Origin of the sequence: Rhodospira trueperi (assembly GCF_900101965.1) — a bacterium.
GTDB classification, from domain to species: Bacteria; Pseudomonadota; Alphaproteobacteria; order Rhodospirillales; family Rhodospirillaceae; genus Rhodospira; species Rhodospira trueperi.
The window spans coordinates 14,779-39,865 of record NZ_FNAP01000009.1 but is presented as its reverse complement, the minus strand read 5'-3'; the positions used below and the strand labels follow the sequence as shown (position 1 = coordinate 39,865).

Genomic DNA, 25,087 nt, shown 5'->3' with positions numbered 1-25,087 from the left:
AGGATCGAACCGATGGCTCTGCCGCTGATGCCCAAGGCCACCGCCGTGTGGCTGGTGGAGAACACCGCGCTCACATTTGAACAGATCGCGGATTTTTGCGGCATGCACGAACTGGAGATCCAGGCCATCGCCGACGGCGAGGTCGCCATCGGCATCACCGGGCTGGACCCGTTGACCAACGGCCAGTTGTCCCAGGCGGAGTTGGACCGCTGCCAGGCCGATCCGGACGCGCGCTTGGTGTTGCAGAAGAGTGAGAATCCCCTGCCGCAGGCCCGCCAGAAGGGCGCGCGCTACACGCCGGTGTCAAAGCGCCACGACCGCCCCGACGGGATCGCGTGGCTGCTGAAGAACCATCCGGAATTGACCGACGCGCAGGTCTGCAAGCTGCTGGGCACCACCAAGCCAACCATCCAGGCCATTCGAGACCGCTCGCACTGGAACGCGCCCAACATCAAGGCCCGCAATCCGGTGATCCTGGGCCTGTGCAACGAGGCCGACCTCGAGAAGGCGATCATCATCGCCCGTGGCCGCGCCGGCCATGTCGAGCGCACCGAGCCGCCGACGCCGCCGGTCGCCGATGAGCCCGCGCCCGACCACCACGGCGACGATCCGCTGGCCCCCGCCGTGCCCGACGATCACGCGGATTGAGGGGAGGCCGCCAACCCCTTGCCGCCATCGCCGCCCGGCGCTATGGTCCGCGCACCATGACGGACGCCGCCTTTCCGCATCGCCATCTGCTCGGCATCCAGGGACTCACCCCCCCGGAAATCCAGCATCTTTTGGATCTCGCCGACGGCCACGTCGATCAATGCCGGGGCGCCGACAAGGCCAGCGACGGCATGGCCGGCCGCACCGTCATCAATCTGTTCTTCGAGAACTCGACCCGCACCCGCACCTCGTTCGAACTGGCCGCAAAGCGTCAGGGCGCCGAAGTCATCAACATGCAGGTCTCCACAAGTTCCGTGGCCAAGGGCGAGACCCTGATCGACACGGCGGTGACGCTGAACGCCATGCACCCGGATGTCCTGGTGGTCCGTCATCCGGAATCGGGCGCGGTCAAGCTGCTGGCGGAGAAGGTCAACTGCGCCGTCGTCAACGGCGGTGACGGCAGCCACGAACACCCCACCCAGGCGTTGCTGGACGCGCTCACCATCCGCCGCCGCAAGGGCCGGCTGGACGGCCTGCGGGTGGCCATCTGCGGGGACGTGCTGCATAGCCGGGTGGCGCGCTCCAACATCCACCTGCTGACCACCATGGGTACCCAGGTGCGTCTGATCGGGCCGCGCACGCTGGTCCCCGCGTCGTGCGCCGCCATGGGCGTGGAGGTCTTCACCAACATGCGCGAGGGCCTGACCGACTGCGACATCGTCATGATGCTGCGGCTTCAGACCGAGCGCATGACGGGCAACTTCATCCCGTCGGTGCGCGAGTACTTCCGATTCTATGGCCTGGACCGGGACAAGCTGTCGCGGGCGCGGCCGGACGCGCTGATCATGCACCCCGGGCCGATGAACCGGGGGGTGGAGATCGACTCCGACGTCGCCGACGACTTCGAGCGCAGCGTGATCCGCGAACAGGTGGAAATGGGGGTGGCCGTGCGCATGGCGGTGTTGCGGCTGCTGGCCGGCAACCTCGATCAGACGCGACGCAATCAACCCTTCGTCGGGGCGGGAGGCGCCTGATGGCCATCGACGCCCCCGGCCGCGTGGCCTATGTCAACGCCCGCCTGCTGGACCCGGCCAGCGGCCTGGACGCCATGGGCGGTCTGCTGACCGAGGGCGAGCATATCGTCCATCTCGCCCCCGGGCTGTTCGCCGACGGCGCCCCGGTCGGCGCCCGGGTGGTGGACTGCGGCGGCGCCTGTCTCGCCCCCGGTCTGGTGGATATGCGCACGCAGTTGCGCGAGCCCGGCCAGGAGCACAAGGAAAGCTTCAAGAGTGCCGGGCGCGCCGCCGCCGCCGGCGGTGTGACCTCCATGGTCGGCCTGCCCAACACCAACCCGGTGATCGACGACGAGGCCGCCGTGGAGTTCGTCGCCCGCCGCGCGCGCCTGATCGGGCTGGCCAAGGTGTTTACCACCGCCGCCGCCACCAAGGGCCTGGAGGGTCAGGAACTGGCCGAGATCGGCCTGTTGCGCGAGGCCGGCGCGCTGGCTTTCACCGACGGCATCAAGGCCATCGCCGACGCCCAGGTGATGCGCCGGCTCCTGGACTATGCCGCCAGTCACGACCTGCTGGTGATCCAGCACCCGGAGGAGCCCACGCTGGCCACCGGCGTCATGAACAGCGGTGAGATGGCCACCCGCCTGGGTCTGCGCGGCATTCCGCGCGAGGCGGAAATCATCATGCTGGAACGCGACATGCGGCTGGTCGGCATGACCGGAGCGCGCTATCACGCCGCGCATGTCAGCACCGCCGACGGCGTGGACATCATCCGCAAGGCCAAGGCCGCCGGGCTGCGCGTGACCTGTGACACCGCCCCCTTTTATTTTGCGCTGAACGAACTGGAGGTCGGCGACTACCGCACCTTCGCCAAGCTGTCGCCGCCGCTGCGTGGCGAGGCCGATCGTCAGGCCGTGGTCGAGGGGCTGGCCGACGGTACCATTGACGTCATCGCCTCCGACCACTGTCCCCAGGACGCCGATACGAAACGGCTGCCGTACAATCTCGCGGCGTTCGGTGGCATCGGCCTGGAGACGTTGCTGCCGGTGACGCTGCGGCTGGTGCAGCACGGTCACCTGTCGCTGCTGGGTGCGCTGGATCTGGTCACCCGCGCGCCCGCCGACCTGCTGGGGCTGGAGGCCGGCCGCCTGCGCACCGGGGTGCCGGCCGATCTGGTGATCTTCGATCCCGACGCGCCGTGGAAGGTGGTCGCCGACACCATGCGCTCCAAGTCCAAGAACTCGCCGTTCGACGGCCATCTGGTGCAGGGCAAGGTGATCCGCACCGTTGTGGACGGTCGCGCCGTGTTCCCGGAGGGCACGGCGTAGCGCCGATAGCCCCGCGATCATGATCTGACATGGCCCCGATTGCCAGACCGCGCCGCAGCGGGCACTGTGAGGGGCGTTGATCGCCCCCACCTGAAAGTGACTCCCGCATGCCCTCCCGGCCCGGTTCCCTGTCCGCGCGCGACGCGGCCATCATCGCCATGCCGGCGGTTTTCGTGCTGCTGTGGAGCACGGGGTTCATCGGCGCGCGATTCGTGCTGCCGCACAGTGCACCATTGTCCTTCTTGGCGCTGCGGTTCGTCATCACGGCGGCGCTGTTCGTGCCGCTGGCGTGGTTGACCCGCGCCGCCTGGCCAAAGCGGCCGGGGTTGTACGGTCATGCGGCGGTCACCGGTGTGCTGCTGCATGGATGCTACCTGGGCGGCGTGTTCGCGGCCATCGAGGGCGGCCTGCCGGCCGGCATCGCCGCGCTGATCGCCAGCCTCCAGCCGCTGCTGACGGCCGTTGCCGCCGGGCCGCTGCTGGGCGAGCGGGTCAGCGGTCGGCAGTGGCTGGGACTGGGGCTGGGGCTGGTCGGCGTCGCCATGGTGCTGGCCGAGAAGCTGGACCCCGGAAGTGGTGCCCTGTTTGCTGGCTTCGGTCCCGGCGCGGTGGCGTCCGCCGTGTTCGCGGTCTTCGGCATCACCGCCGGCACCCTGTACCAGAAACGGTTCTGCGGCGGACTCGACCCGCGCAGCGGCGGCGTGGTCCAGTTCGCCGCCGCCACCCCGGTGATGCTGGCTGTGGCCCTGATCACGGGCGAGGACATGACCATCACCTGGACGCCGGGGTTCATCTTCGGTCTGGCGTGGCTGGTGGTGGTGCTGTCGATCGGCGCGGTGACGCTGTTGATGGTGCTGATCCGGCTGGGCGAGGCGGCGCGGGTGGCCAGCCTGTTCTACATGGTGCCGCCGGTGACGGCCCTGCTGGCCTGGGCGCTGTTCGATGAGCGTCTCGGCGTGCTGGCGCTGGCCGGCATGGGGGTGGCTGTCCTGGGCGTGCTGCTGGCCTCGGGCGGATGGCCGCGCCGTCCGCGCGCATGACGTTTCGGTGATGGATCGCGCGGACCTCTGGAATCGGCGGTCAAATTGCCCGAATATCACCCAGATTCCCGTTTAGCCTATCGGCGTGGCGTGATCGTGGGCATGTCAGTCCTGGCCAGCTTGGCGCCAAGATAACGGAGGGCACAATCAATGCGGGCGAGACGACCGGACGCCGACGCCTTGGGGACATCGCCCCCGAGACGCCGTGATGTCCTGGGGTATGCGTGGGCGCTTGGTCTGGGTGCCCTGACCGTGCCCGCTCTCGCCCTGTCGACCGCCGGCATCGTCCGGGCGCAGGATCCGTCCACGGCGGCGGGCCAGCGCTTCATGCGAATCGGCACCGGCTCCGCCGCCGGCCACTACTTCCCCATCGGTGGGATGATCGCCAACGCCATCAGCCGCCCACCCGGCGCCCGCCCGTGCGAGAAGGGCGGCAGTTGCGGCGTGCCCGGCCTGATCGCGGTGGCGCAGTCCACCGGCGGCTCGGTGGATAACATCCGGGGGCTGGCGGCGGGGACGCTCAATCTCGCGCTGTGTCAGGCGGACATCGCCTACTGGGCGCGCTCTGGAAGCGCCGTCTTCGAGGATGTGGGACCGATGCCGGATCTGGTTGCGCTGGCCCGCCTCTATGATGAGAAGATGCATCTGGTGGTGCGCGCGAACAGCGACGTGACCCGCGTGGAGGATCTGCGCGGGCGCCGCGTGGCCCTGGGTGAACTGGGCTCGGGAACGCTGGTGGACGCCCGCCTTGTTCTCGCCGCGCACGGCCTGACGGAAGACGATGTCGAGCCGGTTTACGACCGGCCGGGGCCAGCGGCCGACCAACTGGTGGCCGGAGAGATCGAGGCCTTCTTCTTCGTCGGCGCGGCGCCGGTGACCGTGGTGACCGAACTGGCCGAGGCACTGCCCATCCGTCTGCTGGACCTGAATGGAGAGACCTTTGCCGGGATGTCCGGTCGCCACCCCTACCTGTCCGCCGGCGTCATTCCCGGTGGCGTCTATGCCGGAGTCCCGGAGCCGGTGTCTACGCTGGCCGTCGCGGCGGTCCTGGTGACCACCAAGACCCTGGACACCGAGACTGCCCACGGGATCACCCGGGCCATCTGGCATCCCAACGTGCGCGGTCTGTTCGGGTCCGAGGACGAGCCAGAGATGCTGACCCCGGCGCTGGCGCCCCACGGCACCGGGATTCCCTTGCATGCCGGCGCGCAAAGGTACTACGAGGAGGCGGGCTATCTGCCCTGAGCCCCGTCCCTGTCCGCGCTGCCGGAGTCTCTTCACGCATGGCCGAACCCTTCCTGTTCCGGCCGGATCCGCCCTGCCTTGACGCGCTTGTCGAAGCGCCCGCCGAGGGCGCGCCGGCGGTCCCGCTCATCCCGATCCGAACCGATGCCCTGGAGGCCTGGCTGGCCGAACAACCGCCGGAGCGTGCCGCCTGGGTCCGCGCCGCCGGTTTCACCGGGCGGGCCGGTGCGGTCTGTCCGTTGCCGGGCGACGGCGGAACCCGAGCCGGGGTGCTGGTGGGACTTGGTGACGGCGACGACCCGTGGGCACTGGCCGGCCTGCCGCGCGCCCTTCCCGCGGGCGCCTACGCGCTGGCGGACGGGGACGGCGCCGATCTTGCTGAGACGGCGGCGCTGGCCTGGGCGCTCGGCGCCTATCGCTTCGACCGCTACAAGACCGCGCCGGGCGATCCGCCGGCCCGGCTGGTCTGGCCGGCCGGCGTCGGCCGGGCCGCCGTGCGCCGGCGCGTTGCCGCCGTGGCATGGGTGCGCGATCTGGTCAACACGCCCGCCGCCGACCTGGGGCCGGCCGAACTGGCCGCCGAGACCCGTGCCCTGGCCGAGCACCATGGCGCCCGCTTTCACGAGATCGTCGGCGATGCCCTGCCGGCGGAGAACTGGCCCGCCGTGTACGCCGTCGGCAAGGGCAGCGCCCGGGCGCCGCGCCTTCTCGACCTGCGCTGGGGCGATGCGGCGCGGCCGCGGGTCACCCTGGTGGGCAAGGGCGTGGTGTTCGATTCCGGCGGGCTGGACCTGAAGCCGGCCAGCGCCATGCTGGTGATGAAAAAGGACATGGCCGGCGCCGCGCATGCCCTGGGGCTGGCCCACATGATCATGGACGCCGGCCTGCCGGTGTGCCTGCGGGTTCTGATCCCGGCGGTGGAGAACATGGTCTCCGGCACCAGTTTCCGGCCACGCGACGTCTTGGCCACCCGCAAGGGCCTGACCGTCGAGGTCGGCGATACCGACGCCGAGGGCCGGCTGGTGCTGGCCGACGCCTTGGCCGAGGCGGACGGCGAGCGGCCGGCCCTGCTGTTGGACATGGCGACGCTGACCGGGGGGGTGGCCCTGGGGCCGAACATCTCGGCCTTGTTCACGCGTCATGACGCGCTGGCGGCGGATCTGCTCGACGCGGCGACGGCGGTGGACGAACCGGTCTGGCGCCTGCCCCTGCACGTGCCTTACCGGGCGATGCTGGACAGCACCGTCGCCGACATCTCCAGCACCGGCAGCGGGCGGCTCGGCGGGGCCATCACGGCCGCCCTGTTCCTGGCCGAGTTCGTGTCGCCGGAGACACCGTGGGCGCACCTGGATCTGTACGCCTGGAACCCGAAAACCAAGCCCGGCCGCCCCGAGGGCGGCGCGGTACAGGGTCTGACGGCACTGTACGGACTCATCGAACGGCGGTTCGGTGCTTGAAATGTTCCTGAAACAGCCGCAGGCTTACCGATCATCAGGTGAGCAACCCCTCCGGAAAAGGACCCATCAATGAAAGTCACGTTCGCCAAGCCCGCCATTCCCGACAAGGGCGCTCTGGTCATCGGAGTCCGTGAGGACAACACCCTGGGCTCAACCGGGACAGAGCTTGACGAACTGACCGGCGGCCAGCTTGGGCGCGCGCTCAAGGCCGAGCGGTTCAAGGGCGAGGCCGGTAAGTCCCTGGTGGTGAACGCTCCACACGGCGTCACCCTGGACCGGGTGATCCTGATCGGGCTCGGCAAGTTGGATGCGATCACCGCCGGCACGCTGGAGAGCTTCGGTGGCACCGCCGTTGGCCGGTTGGGCGCGCTGGGCGACGAAACGGCGGCACTGGACCCGGATCTGCCCGAGGACGCCCCGGTTTCGGCCGTCGAGGCGGCCGCGCGCGTCGCCATGGGCGCGACGCTGGGCGGCTTCCGCTTCGACCGTTACCGCACCCGGGAGAAGCCGGAGGAAAAGCCCGCGTTGCGCAAGGTGACGATCCTGACCGATGATCAAGCCGAAGCCAAAAAGGCGTTTGCGCCGATGCAGGCCGTGGCGGAGGGCGTGGACCTGACCCGATCCCTGGTCAGCGAGCCTGCCAACGTGATCTACCCCGAAAGCTTCTGCGAGCGAGTCAAGGATCTCGCGGATCTGGGTGTGACCGTCGAGGTTCTGGACGAGGCCAAAATGCGCAAGCTGGGCATGGGTGCCTTGCTGGGCGTGGCCCAGGGCTCGGCGCGCCCGCCGCGCCTGCTGGTGATGGAGTACAAAGGCGCCAAGGACAAGGACGCGGCGCCCATCGCCTTCATCGGCAAGGGTGTGACCTTCGATTCCGGCGGCATCAGCATCAAGCCGTCCGCCGGCATGGAGGACATGAAGTGGGACATGGGCGGGGCCGGCGTGGTGGCCGGCCTGATGAAGGCCCTGGCCGGGCGCAAGGCCGACGCCAACGTGGTCGGGCTGTGCGGGCTGGTCGAGAACATGCCCTCCGGTACCGCGCAGCGACCCGGCGACGTGGTCACCACCATGTCCGGCCAGACCGTGGAGGTCATCAACACCGACGCCGAGGGTCGCCTCGTTCTGGCCGATGTGCTGTGGTACGCGCAGGACCGTTTCAAGCCCAGCCGGATCATTGATCTGGCGACCTTGACCGGGGCCATCATCATCAGTCTGGGCGGGGAGCACGCCGGCCTGTTCTCGAACGCCGACGATCTGGCGGAGGCCATCACCGAGGCCGGCACCCAGATGGACGAGAAGGTCTGGCGCCTGCCCCTGGGCGAGGCCTACGACAAGATGATCCGCTCCGACATCGCCGACATGAAGAACGCCGGCAACCGCGAGGCCGGATCGATCACCGCTGCGCAGTTCCTTCAGCGCTTCCTGAAGAGCAAGGACACGCCCTGGGCGCACCTGGACATCGCCGGGGTGACGTGGTCGAAGAAGGACAAGGCGACGGTGCCCAAAGGCGCGACCGGCTTCGGCGTGCGCCTGCTCGACCGCGTGGTCGCCGACCTGATCGAGGGCGATGGCGGCAAGGCCGGCAAAGGCAAGACCGCCAAGGACAAGGGCGGGAAATCAGGCAAGACCAAGAAAAAGTGACGCGACTGGCGCGGTCGTCGGGCGGCGGTCGTCCGGATCGCCCCCCAGCGAGGAAGACCACCGCATGGCGGCTGTGACGCTTGATCGGTTGTGGGAGATGTCTCCGCAGGCCGTCTTCCTGCTGGATGACGCGGGGCGCATTCTGGCCGCCAACGCGGCCGCCGCCGACGCCCGGGAGGTGGACGCGCCGGACGCGCTGATCGGCACCGACTATTTCGAGCCCCTTGCCGGGAACATCGCCGCGAGACGGCGCGCGCGCATGGAGGCCCTGCTGCACGCCACGACCGATGTCGGGCCGAGCCGCGTGGCCGAGCGCATCCCGGCCACCGATGGCGGCTCTCGGCTGGTCCGCTGCACCATTGCCGCCGTTGACGGTCCCGACCCGGCGGTCGTGGCCGTGTTCGAGGATGAGGAGGTCTTCCCGGAAGCAGCCCCTGCGGATCGCCGCAGCGAGAACCGGTTCCGGAACGCCTTCGACCGCGCCCCTCAAGGCATGGCGCTGCTGGACACCGAAGGGCGCTGGCGCCGCGTCAACCGCGCCCTGCTGGACATGCTGGGCCATCCCGAGACCGATCTGATCGGTCGCTCGCTGCTGTCCGTCACGCATGTGGACGACTGGGCCCGCGACATTGCGTGGCTCGACGCCGCGCTGGCCGGCGACACCACCCCGTTCGACGCCGAAAAGCGCTTTCTCAGGGCGGACGGAACCGTTATCTGGGCCCACGTGACGCGGGTCATGACGCGCGATCCCGACGGCACCCCGCGCGAGATCATCGGCCAGTTCATCGACACGTCGCGGCGTCACGAGGTCGAGGCCGCCCTGCGGGCCAGCGAAAGCCGCTTCCGCGAGGCGTTCGAGGCCGCACCCCACGGCATGGCCATGTGCGGGCTCGACGGACGGTTCATCGAGGTCAACACCGCCCTGTGTCGCATCCTGAATCGGGACGAGGCCACCCTGACGTCGCTCGATGTGACGGCGGTGTCCCATCCCGAGGACCACAATGTTTACCTGGAGGCGGCCCGCCGGCTGCTGACCGACGATGTGCGGGTGTTCGCCGGAGAAATGCGGTTCGTTCGGCCCGACGGCACCGACCTGCGCGGCCATGTCAGCGTGGCGCTGGCGCGTGACGGGCACGGCCGGCCCCATCACCTGATCATGCATCTGCAGGACATCACCCGTCAGGTCGAGGCGGAAGTCGGCCTGCACGAGGCCGTCGCCACCGCCGAGCAGGCCCTGTTGGCCAAGACCCGGTTCCTAGCGGCGGCCAGTCACGACCTGCGCCAGCCGTTGCAGGCGCTCAACCTGTTCGTCTCCGTGCTGTCCGGGCGCGAGACCGATCCCGCCAAGAAGGACATCCTGGCCAAGGTCGAACGCTCGCTTGAGGGTCTGGCCGATCTCATGAACACGCTGCTGGACATCTCCAAGCTGGAAGGCGGCGCCATCCTGCCCGATCAGCGGGCCTTCGACATCCACCCCATGATCCGGCGGCTGGCCGAGGAATTCACGCCGATGGCGGCCGACATCGGATTGACTCTGCGGGTCGTGCCGCCCACGGCGACGGTGTTCAGCGATCCGGCCCTGCTGGAGATCATCCTGCGCAACCTGATCGGCAACGCGCTGAAGTACACGCATCACGGCGGCCGGGTGTTACTGGGCGCGCGGCGCCTGGAGGGCGGACAGCGGCTGCGCCTCGACATCATCGATACCGGCGAGGGCATTCCGGTCGATCAGCGCCAGCTCATCTTCGAGGATTTCCACCGCGTCATGCCTGAACCCGGGGTCGAGGGACGCAGCGGTCTCGGCCTCGGATTGGGCATTGTCAATCGTGTGGCGCGCCTGCTGGGCGCCGCCGTTGCCGTGGACTCGACCGTGGGGCGCGGCTCCCGGTTTTCCGTCACCGTTCCCTGTCAGGTGCCCGGAGCGGTCCCCGAATCGGGCAAGCGCGCCCCGGCTCGCCGCGCCCAGGGTGCTTCCCAAGAGGTCGGCTCCGATGCGGCGCCGGTTGATCGCGCCGGGCGGGGTCTGCTGCATCTGGTTGTGGTGGATGACGAGGCTGCGGTGCGCGAGAGTCTGACGTTGCTGCTGGAAGGCTGGGGACACCGGGTCTCCGCCTTTGCCGGCCTGTCGGACCTGACGGAGGCGCTGTTGACCGATGCTCTGACCTGTCCGGATGTCATGCTGGCCGACTTCCGCCTGCCCAGCGGACGCACGGGGGTGGAGGCGGTCGCCCTGGCCCGGGGGCATTTCCGCCGCGCGGTGCCGGCGCTGCTCCTGACCGGTGACACCGAAAGCCAGCGTCTGCGCGATGCCAGCCGGGGCGGGCTGCCGGTGCTGCGCAAACCGGTGCGTCCCGATCAGTTGCGGCTGAAGCTGGCGGAGATGATCGGCGCCCTGCACCGGAGCGACGGATCCGTCACCCCAGAGAGTGGGCCGCGATCATGACGTCCGAGTCCGACGCCAGTCCCGGTTCCCTGGCTCCGGCCATCACCGCGTGGCGGGACGGTGATCTTGAAACGGCCGCCAGACTGTGCCGGGCGCGCACCGACGCCGACCCGCTGGACGCGGACGCCTGGGCGCTGATGGCGCGGGTCGCGCTGTCGTGGCGTCGGCCCAAGCACGCCCTGGAGCTATGCGGTCGCGCCTTGGTCGCCGATCCGGCGCACCCGGAGGCCCTGGTCGCCCTGGGCGCGGTGCTGGGCGCGCTGGCCGCCTTTGCCGAGGCGGAAACCGCCTGCCGTCGGGCCGTTCATGTGCGCCCCCAGACGGTGGACGGCTGGCGCCAGTGGGCCGACGTGGCGCGTCTCGCCGGGCGTCACCGAACCGCGCTTGCGGCGGCCCGCCGGGTGGTGGCGCTGCGCCCCGAGGCCCCGGCGGCATGGTCCGGCCTGGGAACCGCGCTGGCGGCCGCCGGCGATACCCTGGGCGCGGGCCGGGCGCTGGCGAGGGCCTGCCGTCTCGACCCCCGGGACAGGGAGACCCGCGAGCGTTTGCGCCACCTCATGGCCCTGCACCGCGCCGTCCGGGACGCCGCCGACGCGCTGGCGGCGGAGGACTCGGACCCGGAGGGGTGAGACGCGATCCCTCCCCCGGACACGGTCGGGGCGTTGCGCACCACATGACCGCCCGACAATGCATCCGACCGCCGCGCCCGTTCGGGACGCGGCGGTCGGATGCACCAGACGGCCCTCATAAGGCGTCCGGACGGTCCGTTCATACGCACGTAGGTTGGGGTGAGCACAGCGAACCCCAACACCGGGCTGCAACGTTGGGGTTCGGCGCGCAGCACCTCACCCCAACCTACGGATCGCCGTCCATCACCAGGGAAACGATCAAGCGGCTTCCGTCTTACTTCAGGCCCATGCAGTTGGCGTAGTAGCTGACCGTGGCCGGCCAGTCGGAGAACACGCCGACCACGCCGACGTCCTGGGCCAGCACGTCCAGCAGTTCCAGCATGACGCCGTCGTTGTCGGTGACCTCCTCGATGGACTGGTAGTACCAGCCGCCGCCGGTCATCAGCGGGCCGGAGCGTTCCAGCGTCCAGGTGATGATCTTCAGGCCGGCGGCCTTCGCTTCCTCGGCGTAGCGCGAGGGCACGATCTCGCCGTTCTCGACGGTGACCAGCATCCACATCGCGGGGGCGATGTACTGGACGCCCTGTGCCTTCAGGTCGGCCATGGCGTGCGCCCAGGTCGACGGATCCATGTTGCTCCAGCTCTCCTCGCCGGTGCCCTCATCCAGGAACACGGCCTGCTTGCCGAACTCGGGCTCGTGCTCGATCCAGTACAGCACGTCGTCGAGATTGAACGACTGCGGCCAGACGTCTTCCGGCGCGATGTCGGCGGCCTTGTACTCGTCGATCATCTTCTGGGCGTAGTCTTCCTGGGTGAAGCCGTCAAACGGCATCTCCACCGCCGGGCTCTTCAGCTCCGGCGTGAACTTGGCGCCCAGGCCGGCGATCAGCTCGATCGACTGCGCATGGGTCATCAGGGTGCCGCCGGGGGCCGCGTACAGGTCGGTGCGCCAGCCGGCGGTGGCGTCCATGTAGCCCTCGACCGTGGTCGCGTCGGCGTCGGCGGCGTCCATCTTGCCTTCGAGGGACAGGAACTCCTCCAGGGTCAGGTCGGAGGTGCGGCACTCGGCCTGGGCCTTGTCGTCCCCGCTGGCCGGCACGAACGGCTGCGTGCACTTTTCGGCCAGGTCGGTGGCCAGGATGTTGGTGGTGGTGTGCAGGTCGTTCTGAGCGTGGCGGCAGACCAGTTCCTTGTCGGCGGTGAAGGTCACGTCGCACTCGATGATGCCCGCGCCCATGCGCGCGGCGGCGACGTAGGACTCCTTCGTGTGCTCGGGGAACTGCATGGCGGCGCCCCGGTGACCGATGGAGAACAGGGTCGGCTTGAACGGACCGGCGGCGCAGGACAGCAGCTTTTCCTTCAGCGCGCTGTCTTCCATGCTGTCGACCAGGAAGTACGGGCGCGGCCCCAGTTCGACGACATCGGCGGCGGAGGCGGCGGCACCGGTCGCCAGAGCGGCGCCGGCCACCACGGAGGCAAGCGTGGTCTTCTTGAGCATCGGGGTCTCCCGAACGGTGGTGAGAAGGGGGCACGCGAGGCCCAGGCCCAACGGGAGCCCAACGGGGAGCCATCGGCGGCCCAGCGCGGATCCCGTCAGGCTTTAGCGGAATTGCGTTTCTCACCGATGACGGGACGGTGAATGTTCCGTGACGGCGCCGGGCGCCGCCCGTCTCTCACGCCCCGTCCACGCCGCGTCCAGGCGCGGCACCGCCGCCAGCAGGGCCGCCGTGTGCGGATGCGCCGGGCGGGCCAGCACCTCGGCGGTCGGTCCCGCCTCCACAACGCGGCCCCGGTCCATGACCATGATCCTTTCGGTCACATGGCGCACCACGTCGAGGTCGTGGCTGATGAACAGCAGCGCCAGCCCGCGCCGCCGCCGCAGTTCCAGGAACAGGTTGAGCACCTGCGCCTGCACCGAGACATCCAGCGCCGAGACCGGCTCGTCGGCCACCACGATGTCCGGATCGGTCACCAGCGCGCGGGCAATGGCGATGCGCTGGCGCTGCCCGCCCGAAAACTGGTGCGGGTAGCGGGTCAGGGTCTCCTCGCCCAGCCCCACGGCCGCCAACGCCTCCACGACCCGGGCGCGACGGTCGGCGCGTGCCACCTCCGGGGCGAGGCCTACCAGCGGTTCGGCGACGATGCGCCAGACCGGCCAACGCGGATCCAGCGAGCCCATGGGGTCCTGAAACACCATCTGCACCGAGCGGCGGAGCCGGCGCAACGCCGCCTTGTCGAGCGCGTTGGGGTCCCGCCCGGCGATCAGCACGGTTCCCGCGTCGGGCGGCTCCAGGGCAGTGAGCAATCGGGCCAGGGTGGACTTGCCGCAACCGCTTTCGCCGACGATGCCCAGGCTCTCGCCGCGCGCCAGGGTCAGCGAGATGTCCGCAACGGCGTGACGCACCGGGCGCGGTGCCAGCGGGTGCGGCCGGGGCAGGGGATAGGCGCGGGACACGCCGCGCGCCTCTAGAACGGGCCGAGAATCGGTCATGACCTTTCCCCCGCACCGAACGGACGGTGGCAGGCCACGGCATGTCCGTCCGCGTCCGCCACCAGCGGTGGACGAATGGCGCACGCGGCATCCGCGCGCGGGCAGCGGTCGCGGAAGGCACAGCCCGCCGGCCACGCCCCCGGCGGCGGCACGGTGCCGGGAATGGCGGCCAACGGCTCGCCGGGACGCCCACTTCCGCGCGGCATGGCATCCATCAGGCCGCGCGTGTAGGGGTGCCGGGGGTCTCCCAGAACCCGCCGGCAGGTCCCGGCCTCGACGACGTGGCCGGCGTACATCACCGCCATGTCGGTGACCGTCTCGGCGATCACGGCCATGTCGTGGGAGATCATCAACAGCGCCATGCCCTCGTCCGCGACCAGATCGAGGATCAGGTCGAGGATGCGGGCCTGGGTCGAGACGTCCAGCGCCGTGGTAGGTTCATCGGCGATCAGCAGCGCCGGGCCGCAGGCCACGGCGATGGCGATCACCACCCGCTGACACTGCCCGCCAGACAGTTCATGCGGATACTGGTCCGGCGAGACCCGGCTCGGGTCCAGCCCCACCCGGTGCAGCACCGCGCGGGCGTGCTCGCGGGCGGCGCGGCGCGACAGGCCGAGATGGCGGCGCGGCCCCTCGGCCACCTGGGCGCCGATGGTCTTCACTGGGTTCAGAGCGGTCATGGGTTCCTGGAACACCATGGCCACGCGTCGGCCCCGCACGGCGCACAGCGCGTGGTCGTCGGCGTCCAGCAGATCGGCGCCGTCCAGGCGCACCGATCCGCGTGGCCGCAGGCCCGGCGGCAGCAGGCCCATGATCGACAGCGCGGTCAAGGATTTGCCGCACCCGCTTTCCCCCACCACCCCGAGCGAGCCGCCCCGGTCGAGGCGCAGGGAAATGCCGTCCAAAAGGGTTAGCCCGGCAACATCGACGCCGAGTCCGCTCACCTCCAGCAGTGCCACCGCTCACCTCCCGCCGTCGGCGCGCCGGGTGTCCAGGCGCGGATCCAGGCGGTCGCGCAGGCCGTCGCCCAGCAGGTTCAACCCCAGCACCGTGACCACGATGGCCAGCCCCGGCAGGATCGCCAACCGGGGGTCCAGGAACAGGAAGGTCTGGGCTTCGTTGAGCATGCGGCCCCAACTGACCTCCGGCGGCTGGCTGCCCAGACCCAGATAGCTCAAGCCGGCCTCGGCGAGAATGGCGAGCGCGAACTGGATGGTGCCCTGAACGATCAGCGCCCCGGCGATGTTGGGCAGGATGTGCTCGACCGAAATGCGCGTGCGTCCTCGCCCTGCCAGTCGCGCCGCCTGGATGAAGGGGCGGGTCCATAACGACAGCGCCGCGCCGCGCGCCACGCGGGCGAACACCGGAATATTGAAGATGCCGATGGCCAGGATGGCGTTGACCGCGCCCGGCCCCAGCACGGCGGTGATGAGCACGGCCGTCAGCAGCGCCGGGAAGGCGAAGGCCAGATCGTTGAAGCGCATGACCGCCTCGTCGATCCAGCCGTGCCGAGCCGATGCCAGCAGTCCCAGCGGGACGCCGATGCCCGCGCCCAGGCCCACCGCCACTAGCGAAACCGCGATGGACACCCGCGCCCCGACCATCAACCGCGACAGGACATCACGGCCGAAGTGATCGGTGCCCAGGGGATGCGCCCCGGTCGGGTCGCTCAGTTTGTTGGCCACGTCCATCGCCGCCGGATCGTGCGGGGTCCAGACCAGCGAGACGAGAGCGGTCAGGAGCACCAGGGCGGCCACGGCGCCGCCGGCCCAGGCGGTCGCCGCCAGCCGTCGCCCGCCCATGGTCTGAGCCGTCGGCGTCGGTGTTTCAACCATGGGCGCCTCTGAGGTGCCCGCGACGCAGGCGCGGATCAAGGACGGCATAGGACAGGTCCACCAGGACATTGACCACGCCGACCATGGCCGCCAGCAGCACCACCAGATCCCGCACCACCACGATGTCGCGTTGACCGATGGCCTGGAAGATCAGCCGCCCGATGCCTGGCAGGTTGAACACGTTCTCGATAATGATGGTTCCGGCCAGCAGGAAGGAGAACTGGAGGCCCATGATCGTCACCACCGGGATCAGGGCATTGCGTAGACCGTGGTGCCACAGCGCTTCGCCCTGGCTCAGTCCTTTGGCACGGGCGGTGCGCATGTAGTCTTCGCCCAGCACCTCCAGCACCGACGAGCGCGTGACCCGTGCCAGGATCGCCGCCTGAGGCAGCGCCAGGGCCACCGCCGGCATGATCAGCGCCGCCAGCGCCGGGCCGACGCCGGCCTCCCATCCGGGAAAGCCGCCGGACGGCAGCCACCGCAGCGTGACCGCGAACAGCAGGATCAGCAGAATGCCGAGCCAGAAGTTGGGCACCGCGATCCCCAACTGACTGGCCCCCATGATGGCGCCGTCGGCCGCCCGCCCGCGCCGCGCCGCCGCCAGCACGCCCAGCGGCAGCGCCAGCGCCACCGTCAACGTCAGCGCCATCAACGCCAGCGGCAGACTCACCGCGATGCGCGGGACCAGCAATTCGGTCACGGGTACGTCATACGTCAGGCTGTCCGCCAACTGGCCGGTCAGCAACCCTCCGATCCATGCGAGATAGCGCCAGTGCGCGGGCTGATCGAGCCCCATGCTCTCGCGCAGGGCCGCCAGCGTGTCCTCGCGGGCATTTACGCCCAGGATCAGAAGCGCCGGATCCCCGGGCAGCACCTCCAGCACACCGAACACCACCAGCGACGCTGCCACGAGGGTCAGCGCCAGGGCGACCGCGCGTTTGGCGATGAACCAGGCCATGGCCGCCCTGTTCTCCCGATTTTGCTCGCTTCAGAACCGTGGGGCGGGTTCCGACCGGAGGCGAAGCGACCATACCGTCAAGCGTCGAACCGTAGGGCGGCTGGCCGCAGGGCAGCCGCCGTTGCCTTGACCGTCGGCGGGTGCCCTTCGGTCACCCGCCCTACACCCCACACCCTACGGCACCGCAGGGTTATTCGCTCCAGGATGCCCCGGTCAGGTCGTTGGCCTGGATCGGGCTGTTTTCCCACAGGCCGCGCAGGCGGGCATCCCACACCCCGTGCTTAGCCAATTGGAACAGGAAGCCGTTGACCGCGTCCTCGGCCAGAATGGTCTGGGCCTTGCGGTACAGATCGGCGCGGGTCTCGGCGTCGGTGGTCTGTTCCAACGCCTCAATCACGGCGTCGAAGTCCGGATTGTCATAGCCGAAATAGTAGTCATCGCGGGCGTAGATATCGATGTCCAGCGGTTCGGTGTGGGAGACGATGGTCATGTCGAAGTCATGGCCCCGGAACACCTGCTCCAGCCACTGCGCCCACTCGACCGGAATGATCTCCGTCTTGATGCCCACGGCGGCCAGTTGCGCCGCCACGATCTCGCCGCCGCGCCGGGCATAGGACGGCGGCGGCAGGTGCAGGGTGAAGGACAACTCACCGGGCGCGATGCCGGCCTCTTCCAGCAGCGCCTTCGCCTTCTCCGGATCGTGGGGGTACATCCCGGTCAGATCAACATAGGCGGGGTGGTGCGGCGCGAAGTGGCTGCCGATGGGCGTGCCGTAGCCGAACATGGCGCCGTCGATGATCGCCCGGCGGTCAATGGCGTGGCTGATGGCGCGACGGACGCGCACATCATCCAGGGGCGGGCGACGGTGGTTCAGGGCCAGGATGGTCTCGCCTTCCGTCGATCCGATGACCACGGCGAAGCGGTCGTCGGCCTTGAACGCCTCCAGCGATTCGGGCGCCGGCATGTTGGCGAAGGCGTCGCTATCGCCGGCCATCAATGCCGCCATGGATGCCGCCGGGTCGGGGATGAACCGGAACGTGGCGCGCTGAAGCGCGGGCTTCGTTCCCCAATAATCAGGATAGGCCTCCAGTTCCACGCGGTCGCCCTGGACCCAGCGGACAAACCGGAACGGCCCGGTGCCGACCGGGTTGGTCTTGTTGTCGTCGGCCGTCTCCGGCGCCACCATCACCGCGTCACCCCAGCCCAGGTTGAACAGGAAGCGGCCGTCCGGGCGCTTCAACTCGACGATCAGGGTGTAGCCGTCCAGGGTCACCACGTTCTCGATGACCTCATACAGGCCCTTCTGGGCGTTCACACTGTCCTCGTCGCTGATGCGCTGCAGACTGAAGGAGGCGTCGTCCGCCGTGAACGCGCTGCCGTCGTGAAAGGTGACGGAGCGCTGCAGATGAAAGGTATAGACGAGGCCATCCTCGCTGACCTCCCAGGACTCGGCCAGGGCGGGCAACACCGAGCCATCCGGGCCGATGCGGGTCAGGCCCTCGAACACATTGGCATAAACCACTTCGTCGATGGCGCCGGCGGCTCCGGCGGTGGGATCCAGGTGGGGCGGCTCCAGCACCATGCCCATGACAAGGCTGTCGGGCGGCGCGGCTCGCGCGGGTGTCGTCGACGGCGCGATGGCGACCATCGCCAAGGCGGCGAATACGGTGAAGACGGCACGCGCGCGTCGGCGCGGGGACGGCAGCATCATGGAACCCCCCATGGTATGGTGATCTTGGTTCGGTGTCGGGATGACCGGGCCGGGACTTTAGGGAGACCCGGCCCCTAGGGCAAGGCATACCGGTTCCGATACCCTGTTATTGTCCCCAGGGTGTCGGCCTCGAACACACCCCGGGCAACCGCTCGCGCCAGACAGTCCGCCGCCGCCATGCCGCAGCGGGCCAGCGTTCTCACCGGGTCGGCCCCGAGCGGAACATGCCCGGTGGCCAGCGCGAACACCGTATCGCCGTCCAGCGGCGAATGGACCGGACGCAACGCGCGCGCCAGACCGTCCTGGGCCATGATGGCCACGCGGCCCGCCTGCGCCTTGGTCAGGGCAAGGTCGGTGGCGACGACGGCCAGTGTCGTGTTGGCCCGGGCCGGGACCTCGAACGCGAAGTCGGTGGGGCCGGGCGCCGGTGCCTCCGGGCCGGGGCGGGCGAGGGGCCCCAGTTCCTCCCCCACCGCCCACGGCCACGCCCAGAACGCGGGCGTCTCGCCCATGGTGGCGCTGCCCAGGCTGTTGACCGCCGCCAGCGCGCCCACGGTGAAAGGCGCTCCATCCGCCGTCGTTCCCGGTAACATCAGGGACGCCGTGCCCTGCCCACCCTTCAGATGGCCGGACGTGGCGCCATATCCCGCCCCGGCGTTGCCCAGGGCCACCGTCCGCCCGCCGGCCGCCGCCGCGTCCAGGGCCGCGCGGGCCAGCGCCGGATAAGGCGGCGCCGCGCCCCATGCCTTGTCGCCACCGTTCAGCAGGTCAAACAGAATCGCCGACGGCACGATGGGCACCCGCGCGTCGCCGACCGGAAAGCCGATGCCCCGCTCCGCCAGCCACGCGGTGGCGCCGGATGCCGCCTCCAGTCCGAAGGCGGACCCCCCGGACAACACCAGGGCATGCACCTGCTCGACGGTGTTCACGGGATCCAGAAGGTCGGTTTCGCGCGTGCCCGGTCCACCGCCACGCGGATCGACGGCGGCGACGGCCGGCGCGTCCGGCAGGATCACGGTCACCCCGGTGCGGATACGGGCATCGTGGGCCTGCCCGACGCGCAACCCCCGGACATCCGTCAGAGCATTTCCAGGCCCGGGCGTCAGAGGGCGGTTCCTGATCGTGGCGGAAGAAGGCGCGGCGGAGGGAGATGACATGGCTGAGTCCTTCCGGGGCCGAAAAAAACGGCTTCGGTAGGCCGGTGGCGGCGGTGCCGCGCGGGCATTCTCGGAACATTCCCGCCGCGCCGCAAGACCCGGGCCGCCACAGCCCTTTCGGCACCCGTCTCGGCCCGTCGGTGCGGATTGATCGTCGAAATGACACGCCAAATGCGGAGTCGGCCCCTAATCGTGAACCTTCGGTCCAACAATTGCGAAGGTCGTCCATGGCACCGCCGCTGCGATGTCTGAGCGCGTGAGGGAGAAACAGGCCACCAATCGCGCAGAACGGGCCATTCCCGGGTCCTCGCCATGCGGACGGGCCAGCGGACGACAATAGGTTGGCACGGCATGTGCTATTACGGCTATCAGGTGACGCTCGACCGAATGGACATTGCGAGAGCGGTTCGCCCGGAACAGTGGCGCGCGCGTCGACCCCAGAACGCACGCCACATGACGTCTGGATGCCCCAAACGCCTTGCTCCTGAATGCCCGCCACGCGTCAGTCAGAGGCGCTGGATACCCCTAAGGTTCTGTTAATAAAGGGAAAAGCAAAAGAAAGGAGATTGCCCCACGCAGCATTCCAGAGTCAGGGACGGGAATTCGGCGCACCAGTTCAAGACGGTGCTGGCGAAACTCTCAAATGGTGTGATATCACTCTTCGTGACATCACAGCGAAGATAACCCTTGCGGCAAACCGCCGCGTTCGGCATTAATTGTTGGTGGGCAAGCGACCCGTGGTTGGAGCGGTGCGGCGCGCCACCAGAACCCAAGACAAAGGGACATACCAATCATGATGGCTTCCGAAGAACTGCGTGAAGGACGTCGCCGTCGCGCGGCTTCCATTGACGGCCCGGATCCGATTGACATCCATGTCGGCCAGCGGATGCGGCTGCGCAGAACCATGCTTGGCAAGAGCCAGGACCAAATGGCCCGTGCTCTTGGCGTGAGTTTCCAGCAGGTCCAGAAATACGAACGTGGAACCAACCGCATCAGCGCCAGCCGGCTGTTCGATGTCTCGCGGTTCCTCAACGTGCCCGTGAGCTACTTTTTCGAGGATCTCACGAAGGACGCCGTGGCCGCGCGCGACGAGGAAGTGAAGGTTCATTTCACGGACGACGACATCGAGATGGAAGACGGCGCCGATCCGATGAAGCGGACGGAGTCCCTGGAGTTGATCCAGACCTACTGGCGGCTGCCCACCGAAGTGGTGCGCTCCCGCGTCCTGGAGATGCTGAAGAGTCTCGTGCGCAGCTCGCCCGAGTAATCGGCCGCGCCGATGGCTCAGACGAACCGGACCCGGCGGTCGGACCGTCCGGGTCCGGCTGTGTTTCCGTGATCGGCATCCGACGCGATGGTGATGATGGACGGGGCGTGCCGTTTCACGCGCCGCCTGCCTTCTTGGAGTTGTCGCCGCCGCCGATCATGTAGCGTTCGATGGCCGCCATGAACAGCGCGGACAGAACGAACGTCATGTGAATGACAACCAACCAGAACAGCTTGCCGTTTTCGATTTCGTCGACGTTCATGAACGCCTTGAGCAGATGAACCGACGAAATCGCGACGATGGATGAGGCGACCTTCAGTTTCAGGGTGCCTGCGTCCAGCTTTCCCACCCAGGCCAGATTGTCGTCCTTCTCCGCGATTTCGATGCGCGAGACGAAGTTCTCGTAGCCGCTGATGATGACCATGACCACCAGGCTTCCGACCAGAGTCAGGTCGATCAGCGACAGTGTGGCGAGGATGACGTCCTTTTCCGACAGAGACAGCGCCAGGGGAACCAGTTGGGTCAACTCGACCAGAAAGGTGATGGTGAGGATCATCAGCAGCCCCGCCAGACCGACATACATCGGAACGAGCAGCCAGCGGCTGTAGTACAGAAGCTTCTCAATCGCGTTTTCCATCGGATGGCCCCTTGTTGCCGGCGCGTCTCGGTACCGGCCTTGCCGCAGCATTATGGTGCGGTTGATCGCCGATGGCCAGAACCCGCGCGCCGTGTCGCCTCCGGTTTCGGCCGCGCCGCAGTACATCTCCCTGCGTCACTCGGACGAATACCCGATGAACGAGGGCCGCGTCGTCACCAGCAAGGGCCTCGACATCGACGTGTCCGCGTTCGAGGATCATGTCGAGGAACAACATGTGGCGCGCTCCAACGCCCTGCATTGCGTCACCAAGGCGGACGGCCGCAGCTATCACGTCGGGCCGATGGCGCGGCACGCCAACAACGTCGATCTTCTGCCGATAGAGGTCCAGGCGGCGGCGGCGGCGGCCGGGCTCGGTCCCGTCTGCGTCAATCCGTTCCGCAGCATCACCGTACGCGCGGTGGAGACGCTGTACGCCGTGATTGAGGCGCTGCGCCTCATCGACGGTTATGCGCCACCGGAGTGGTCGGCGGCGGAGGTCACCCCCAGGGCGGGCACCGGCCACGCCGCGACCGAGGCGCCGCGCGGGCTGCTCTATCACCGCTACGGGATCGACGGCGCCGGCCTCATCACGGCGGCGAACATCGTGCCGCCAACCGCGCAGAACCAACCGATGATCGAGGACGATCTGCGCCGGCTGGTGCCGGACTGGATCGACAAGCCGGACGACGAGATCCAGCACATCTGCGAACAGGCCATCCGCACCTACGACCCGTGCATCTCCTGCGCCACGCACTTCCTGAAGCTGGACATCGGCCCGCGTTCGACCCACGTGCTTGGGTTGGCGCAGGCCGTGGAACTGGCCCGCGTGCTCGGCACGCTGCCGCCCTGGATCCGGTTCATCGGCGCGGAGGGTACGGCGTTCCAGCCCGGCGCGGACCTGTCCCCGGCGCTGCTGACGGCCCGGGACACCGTGGTCGCGGAGATTGCCGCCCTGTTGCCCTGAAGACCAAGGATCCACGAACCACGGTTCGTTTGTCGTCATTGGCAGAGTCACGGCCCACCCAAAACCCGGGGACCGATGGTGGTCAAAGGTGCCGGTACATTATGTAGGCATCGACGAAGCCGTGCCGTGGATGCTCGAAAGCCCCGGGTAGCGTCCCGACGATCTGGAATTCCAGGCGCTGCCATAGCGCCACGGCGCGCGTGTTGGTGCTGACCACGCAGTTGAACTGGATGGCATGGAACCCGCGCGCCTTCGCGTGGTTCAGGGAGTGCTCGCCCATCGCGCGGGCGATCCCGCGACCGCCGGCATCGGGCCGCGTGACGTAGCCGCAGTTGGCGACGTGCGCCCCGCCGCCTTTCTGGTTGGGCCGCATGTAGTAGGTGCCGACGATCCCGCCGTCGCCGTCCTCGGCCACGAAGGTTTCGTGCGACCGACCACACCAGTAGTCCACGGCCGCCGCGCGCGTCATGTCCCGGGGCAGGGCATAGGTCTCGCCCGCGCGGATCGCGGGTTCGATCACGCGCCAGAGGGCGTCGCCGTCGGTTTCGCGGAAGGGCCTGATGATCATGGCGGTGGATCGCTGCCGTTGCTCGTGCCGTTTCAGGAAAATTCCAGGATGATCTGATCGACGGACAGGCTGTCGCCGGGCGCGGCGTGGACCTTGGCGACGGTGCCATCGCGTTCGGCGCGCAGGATATTCTCCATCTTCATCGCTTCAACCACGGCCAGAGTCTCACCGCTCTTGATCTCCTGGCCTTCCTCCACGGCGACCGACACCAGCAGGCCGGGCATGGGCGACAACAGGTACTTGGAGAGATCCGGCGGCTGCTTCTTGGGCATCAGCGCGGCATAGTGGGCGGCCTCGGCGGTCATCACCACCGCCCGGTCCGTGGACCCCGCGTGGAACAGGCGGTAGCCCACCCCGGCCTTGTCGATCTGCACCGATTCCGGATGGCCGTTGATCTCGGCCTTGAACAGGGGCTGGCCCAGCCGCCAGTCCGTACGCACGACCACGGGCTCCTCATCCACGATCACACGGAAGCCATCGTCCAGCACGGAAACGGTGACCGGGTGATTGGTGTCGCCCAGGCGCACCACCCACTCGTCGCGCACGCCTTTCTCATGGCCCGGCATCTGGCCGCTGATCAGGGCGTCCCGTTCCACGCGTCTGCGATGCACGCAGGCGGCGACGGCAACCAGGATGGTGGGATCCTCGGGCGGCAGGTCGGCGAGATGGAAGCCGTCGGGGTATTCCTCGGCGAGGAAGTTGGTGGTCAGCGCCCCCTTGACGAAGCGGTCCTTGCCCATGACGGAGGCCAGGAAGGGAATGTTGCTGGCCACGCCCCGGATATAGAAGGCATCCAACGCCCGACGCATATGACGGATCGCCAGATCGCGGGTCCCGCCGTAGGCGATCAGCTTGGCGATCATGGGATCGTAGAACATGCTGATCTCGCCGCCTTCCATCACGCCGGTATCGACGCGGATCAGCCCGCCGCCGTCGCTGGGCGGAGCGAAGCGGGTCAGGCGGCCGATGGAGGGCAGGAAGTTGCGGAACGGGTCCTCGGCATAGATGCGGCACTCGATGGCCCAGCCCTTGAACCGGACATCGTCCTGCGTGAGCGTCAGCGGCTCTCCGGCGGCAATGCGGATCATCCATTCCACCAGATCAAGGCCGGTGGTCATCTCGGTGACCGGGTGCTCAACCTGGAGGCGGGTGTTCATCTCCAGGAAGTAGAAGTTGCGGTCCGCGTCCACGATGAACTCGACCGTCCCGGCACTCTTGTAGCCGACGGACTGGGCCAGCGCGACGGCCTGGGCGCCCATCTCGGCGCGCACGGCCTCGGTCAGGAAGGGCGAGGGGGCTTCCTCGATCACCTTCTGGTGACGCCGCTGGATGGAGCACTCGCGCTCGCCGATGTACAGGGTGTTGGTGCCGTCGGACAGCACCTGGATTTCGATGTGGCGCGGCTGCTGAACGAACTTTTCGATGAACACCCGGTCGTCGCCGAAGCTGGAGCGGGCCTCGTTGGCGGCCGAGACGAAGCCTTCCCGGGCGCTGGCCGCATCATGGGCGATCCGCATGCCCTTGCCACCACCGCCGGCGGAGGCCTTGATCATCACCGGGAAGCCGATCTCCTCGGCGATGCGCACGGCTTCGTCCGGATCCTGGATGATGCCCATGAAGCCGGGGACGGTGCTGACACCGGCCTCCTGCGCCAGTTTCTTGGAGGTGATCTTGTCTCCCATCGCCTCAATGGCGTGGGCGTCGGGGCCGATGAAGGCGATTCCAGCCTCCGTCAGGGCCTGCTGGAACGCCTTGTTCTCGGACAGGAAGCCATAGCCGGGATGCACGGCCTCGGCGCCGGTGTCCTTGCAGGCCTGCACGATGCGGTCGATGACCAGATAGCTCTCGGCCGACGGCGAAGGGCCGATATGGACCCGTTCGTCGGCAAGCTGGGTGTGCAGCGCGTCGGCGTCCGCGTCGGAGTGGACGGCAACCGTCTGGATGCCCATGCGCCGCGCCGTCTTGATGACACGGCAGGCGATTTCCCCGCGGTTGGCGATCAGGATCTTCTTGAACATGGTGGTCCCCTGGAACTGGACGTCTCTGGCGATGGCG

21 protein-coding genes are annotated in these 25,087 nt (G+C 68.7%); 11 read left to right on the top strand and 10 right to left on the bottom strand.

All coding sequences use genetic code 11. The features are described 5' to 3' along the window. Positions 1–12 precede the first annotated feature (12 nt). From BLS85_RS12340 to BLS85_RS12300, 9 genes are all read left to right on the top strand, one after another. Entirely contained in the window at positions 13–648 is a 636-nt protein-coding gene (locus BLS85_RS12340) for a DUF1013 domain-containing protein (protein ID WP_092786946.1), read from the top strand. Between the two features lie 56 nt (positions 649–704). Continuing rightward, positions 705–1,682: an aspartate carbamoyltransferase catalytic subunit gene (locus BLS85_RS12335; protein WP_092786735.1), complete on the top strand. Its 978-nt coding sequence runs from the start codon at positions 705–707 to the stop codon at positions 1,680–1,682. After that, positions 1,682–2,989, top strand: coding sequence for a dihydroorotase (pyrC, locus tag BLS85_RS12330; protein ID WP_092786733.1), 1,308 nt, complete (start codon positions 1,682–1,684; stop codon positions 2,987–2,989). The genes BLS85_RS12335 and pyrC overlap by 1 nt, the downstream gene beginning before the upstream one ends. A 107-nt stretch (positions 2,990–3,096) precedes the next feature. Beyond that, positions 3,097–4,029, top strand: a complete 933-nt coding sequence (locus tag BLS85_RS12325) for a DMT family transporter (protein WP_092786731.1) — start codon at positions 3,097–3,099, stop codon at positions 4,027–4,029. A gap of 150 nt (positions 4,030–4,179) precedes the next feature. Further along, positions 4,180–5,274: a TAXI family TRAP transporter solute-binding subunit gene (locus BLS85_RS12320; protein ID WP_092786729.1), complete on the top strand. Its 1,095-nt coding sequence runs from the start codon at positions 4,180–4,182 to the stop codon at positions 5,272–5,274. 38 nt (positions 5,275–5,312) lie between these two features. Next, positions 5,313–6,731, top strand: a complete 1,419-nt coding sequence (locus tag BLS85_RS12315; RefSeq protein ID WP_092786727.1) for a leucyl aminopeptidase family protein — start codon at positions 5,313–5,315, stop codon at positions 6,729–6,731. Positions 6,732–6,800: 69 nt separating this feature from the next. Then, a complete protein-coding gene (locus BLS85_RS12310) occupies positions 6,801–8,372 on the top strand; it encodes a leucyl aminopeptidase (RefSeq protein WP_092786725.1) in 1,572 nt (523 codons plus the stop codon). Positions 8,373–8,436: 64 nt separating this feature from the next. Further along, the gene (locus tag BLS85_RS12305) at positions 8,437–10,815 is read left to right on the top strand and encodes a PAS domain-containing hybrid sensor histidine kinase/response regulator (RefSeq protein WP_176793683.1); all 2,379 of its coding nucleotides are present in this window, start codon (positions 8,437–8,439) and stop codon (positions 10,813–10,815) included. Beyond that, entirely contained in the window at positions 10,812–11,444 is a 633-nt protein-coding gene (locus tag BLS85_RS12300) for a tetratricopeptide repeat protein (protein WP_092786721.1), read from the top strand. Before BLS85_RS12305 ends, BLS85_RS12300 begins: the two co-directional genes overlap by 4 nt. A 274-nt stretch (positions 11,445–11,718) precedes the next feature. On the opposite strand, the gene BLS85_RS12295 is transcribed toward BLS85_RS12300, so the two are convergent. From BLS85_RS12295 to BLS85_RS12265, 7 genes are all read right to left on the bottom strand, one after another. After that, positions 11,719–12,942 (bottom strand): glycerophosphodiester phosphodiesterase family protein, encoded by a 1,224-nt coding sequence (locus BLS85_RS12295; protein ID WP_092786719.1) that lies wholly within the window; start codon positions 12,940–12,942, stop codon positions 11,719–11,721. Between the two features lie 120 nt (positions 12,943–13,062). Then, positions 13,063–13,935, bottom strand: coding sequence for an ATP-binding cassette domain-containing protein (locus BLS85_RS12290; protein WP_092786717.1), 873 nt, complete (start codon positions 13,933–13,935; stop codon positions 13,063–13,065). Further along, complete coding sequence (locus BLS85_RS12285) at positions 13,932–14,894, bottom strand: ABC transporter ATP-binding protein (RefSeq protein ID WP_092786716.1); 963 nt, start codon at positions 14,892–14,894, stop codon at positions 13,932–13,934. The genes BLS85_RS12290 and BLS85_RS12285 overlap by 4 nt, the downstream gene beginning before the upstream one ends. A 3-nt stretch (positions 14,895–14,897) precedes the next feature. After that, the gene (locus BLS85_RS12280) at positions 14,898–15,770 is read right to left on the bottom strand and encodes an ABC transporter permease (protein ID WP_245699215.1); all 873 of its coding nucleotides are present in this window, start codon (positions 15,768–15,770) and stop codon (positions 14,898–14,900) included. Next, on the bottom strand, positions 15,763–16,728 hold the full coding sequence (locus BLS85_RS12275) for an ABC transporter permease (protein WP_092786714.1): 966 nt from the start codon (positions 16,726–16,728) through the stop codon (positions 15,763–15,765). Before BLS85_RS12275 ends, BLS85_RS12280 begins: the two co-directional genes overlap by 8 nt. Before the next feature lie 190 nt (positions 16,729–16,918). Further along, complete coding sequence (locus BLS85_RS12270; RefSeq protein ID WP_245699214.1) at positions 16,919–18,439, bottom strand: ABC transporter substrate-binding protein; 1,521 nt, start codon at positions 18,437–18,439, stop codon at positions 16,919–16,921. Positions 18,440–18,513: 74 nt separating this feature from the next. After that, complete coding sequence (locus BLS85_RS12265) at positions 18,514–19,596, bottom strand: P1 family peptidase (RefSeq protein WP_092786712.1); 1,083 nt, start codon at positions 19,594–19,596, stop codon at positions 18,514–18,516. A gap of 793 nt (positions 19,597–20,389) precedes the next feature. Here BLS85_RS12265 and BLS85_RS12260 point away from each other — a divergent pair. Beyond that, positions 20,390–20,863, top strand: a complete 474-nt coding sequence (locus BLS85_RS12260) for a helix-turn-helix domain-containing protein (RefSeq protein ID WP_245699212.1) — start codon at positions 20,390–20,392, stop codon at positions 20,861–20,863. A gap of 115 nt (positions 20,864–20,978) precedes the next feature. Here the strand turns inward: BLS85_RS12260 and BLS85_RS12255 are convergent, their stop codons facing one another. Continuing rightward, positions 20,979–21,500, bottom strand: a complete 522-nt coding sequence (locus tag BLS85_RS12255; protein WP_092786710.1) for a TIGR00645 family protein — start codon at positions 21,498–21,500, stop codon at positions 20,979–20,981. Between the two features lie 91 nt (positions 21,501–21,591). On the opposite strand from BLS85_RS12255, the gene BLS85_RS12250 reads away from it, so the two are divergent. After that, positions 21,592–22,464: a nickel-dependent hydrogenase large subunit gene (locus BLS85_RS12250; RefSeq protein ID WP_176793680.1), complete on the top strand. Its 873-nt coding sequence runs from the start codon at positions 21,592–21,594 to the stop codon at positions 22,462–22,464. Positions 22,465–22,546: 82 nt separating this feature from the next. On the opposite strand, the gene BLS85_RS12245 is transcribed toward BLS85_RS12250, so the two are convergent. Next, complete coding sequence (locus BLS85_RS12245; RefSeq protein ID WP_092786706.1) at positions 22,547–23,032, bottom strand: GNAT family N-acetyltransferase; 486 nt, start codon at positions 23,030–23,032, stop codon at positions 22,547–22,549. 32 nt (positions 23,033–23,064) lie between these two features. Beyond that, complete coding sequence (locus tag BLS85_RS12240) at positions 23,065–25,050, bottom strand: acetyl-CoA carboxylase biotin carboxylase subunit (RefSeq protein ID WP_092786704.1); 1,986 nt, start codon at positions 25,048–25,050, stop codon at positions 23,065–23,067. Between the last annotated feature and the right edge of the window lie 37 nt (positions 25,051–25,087).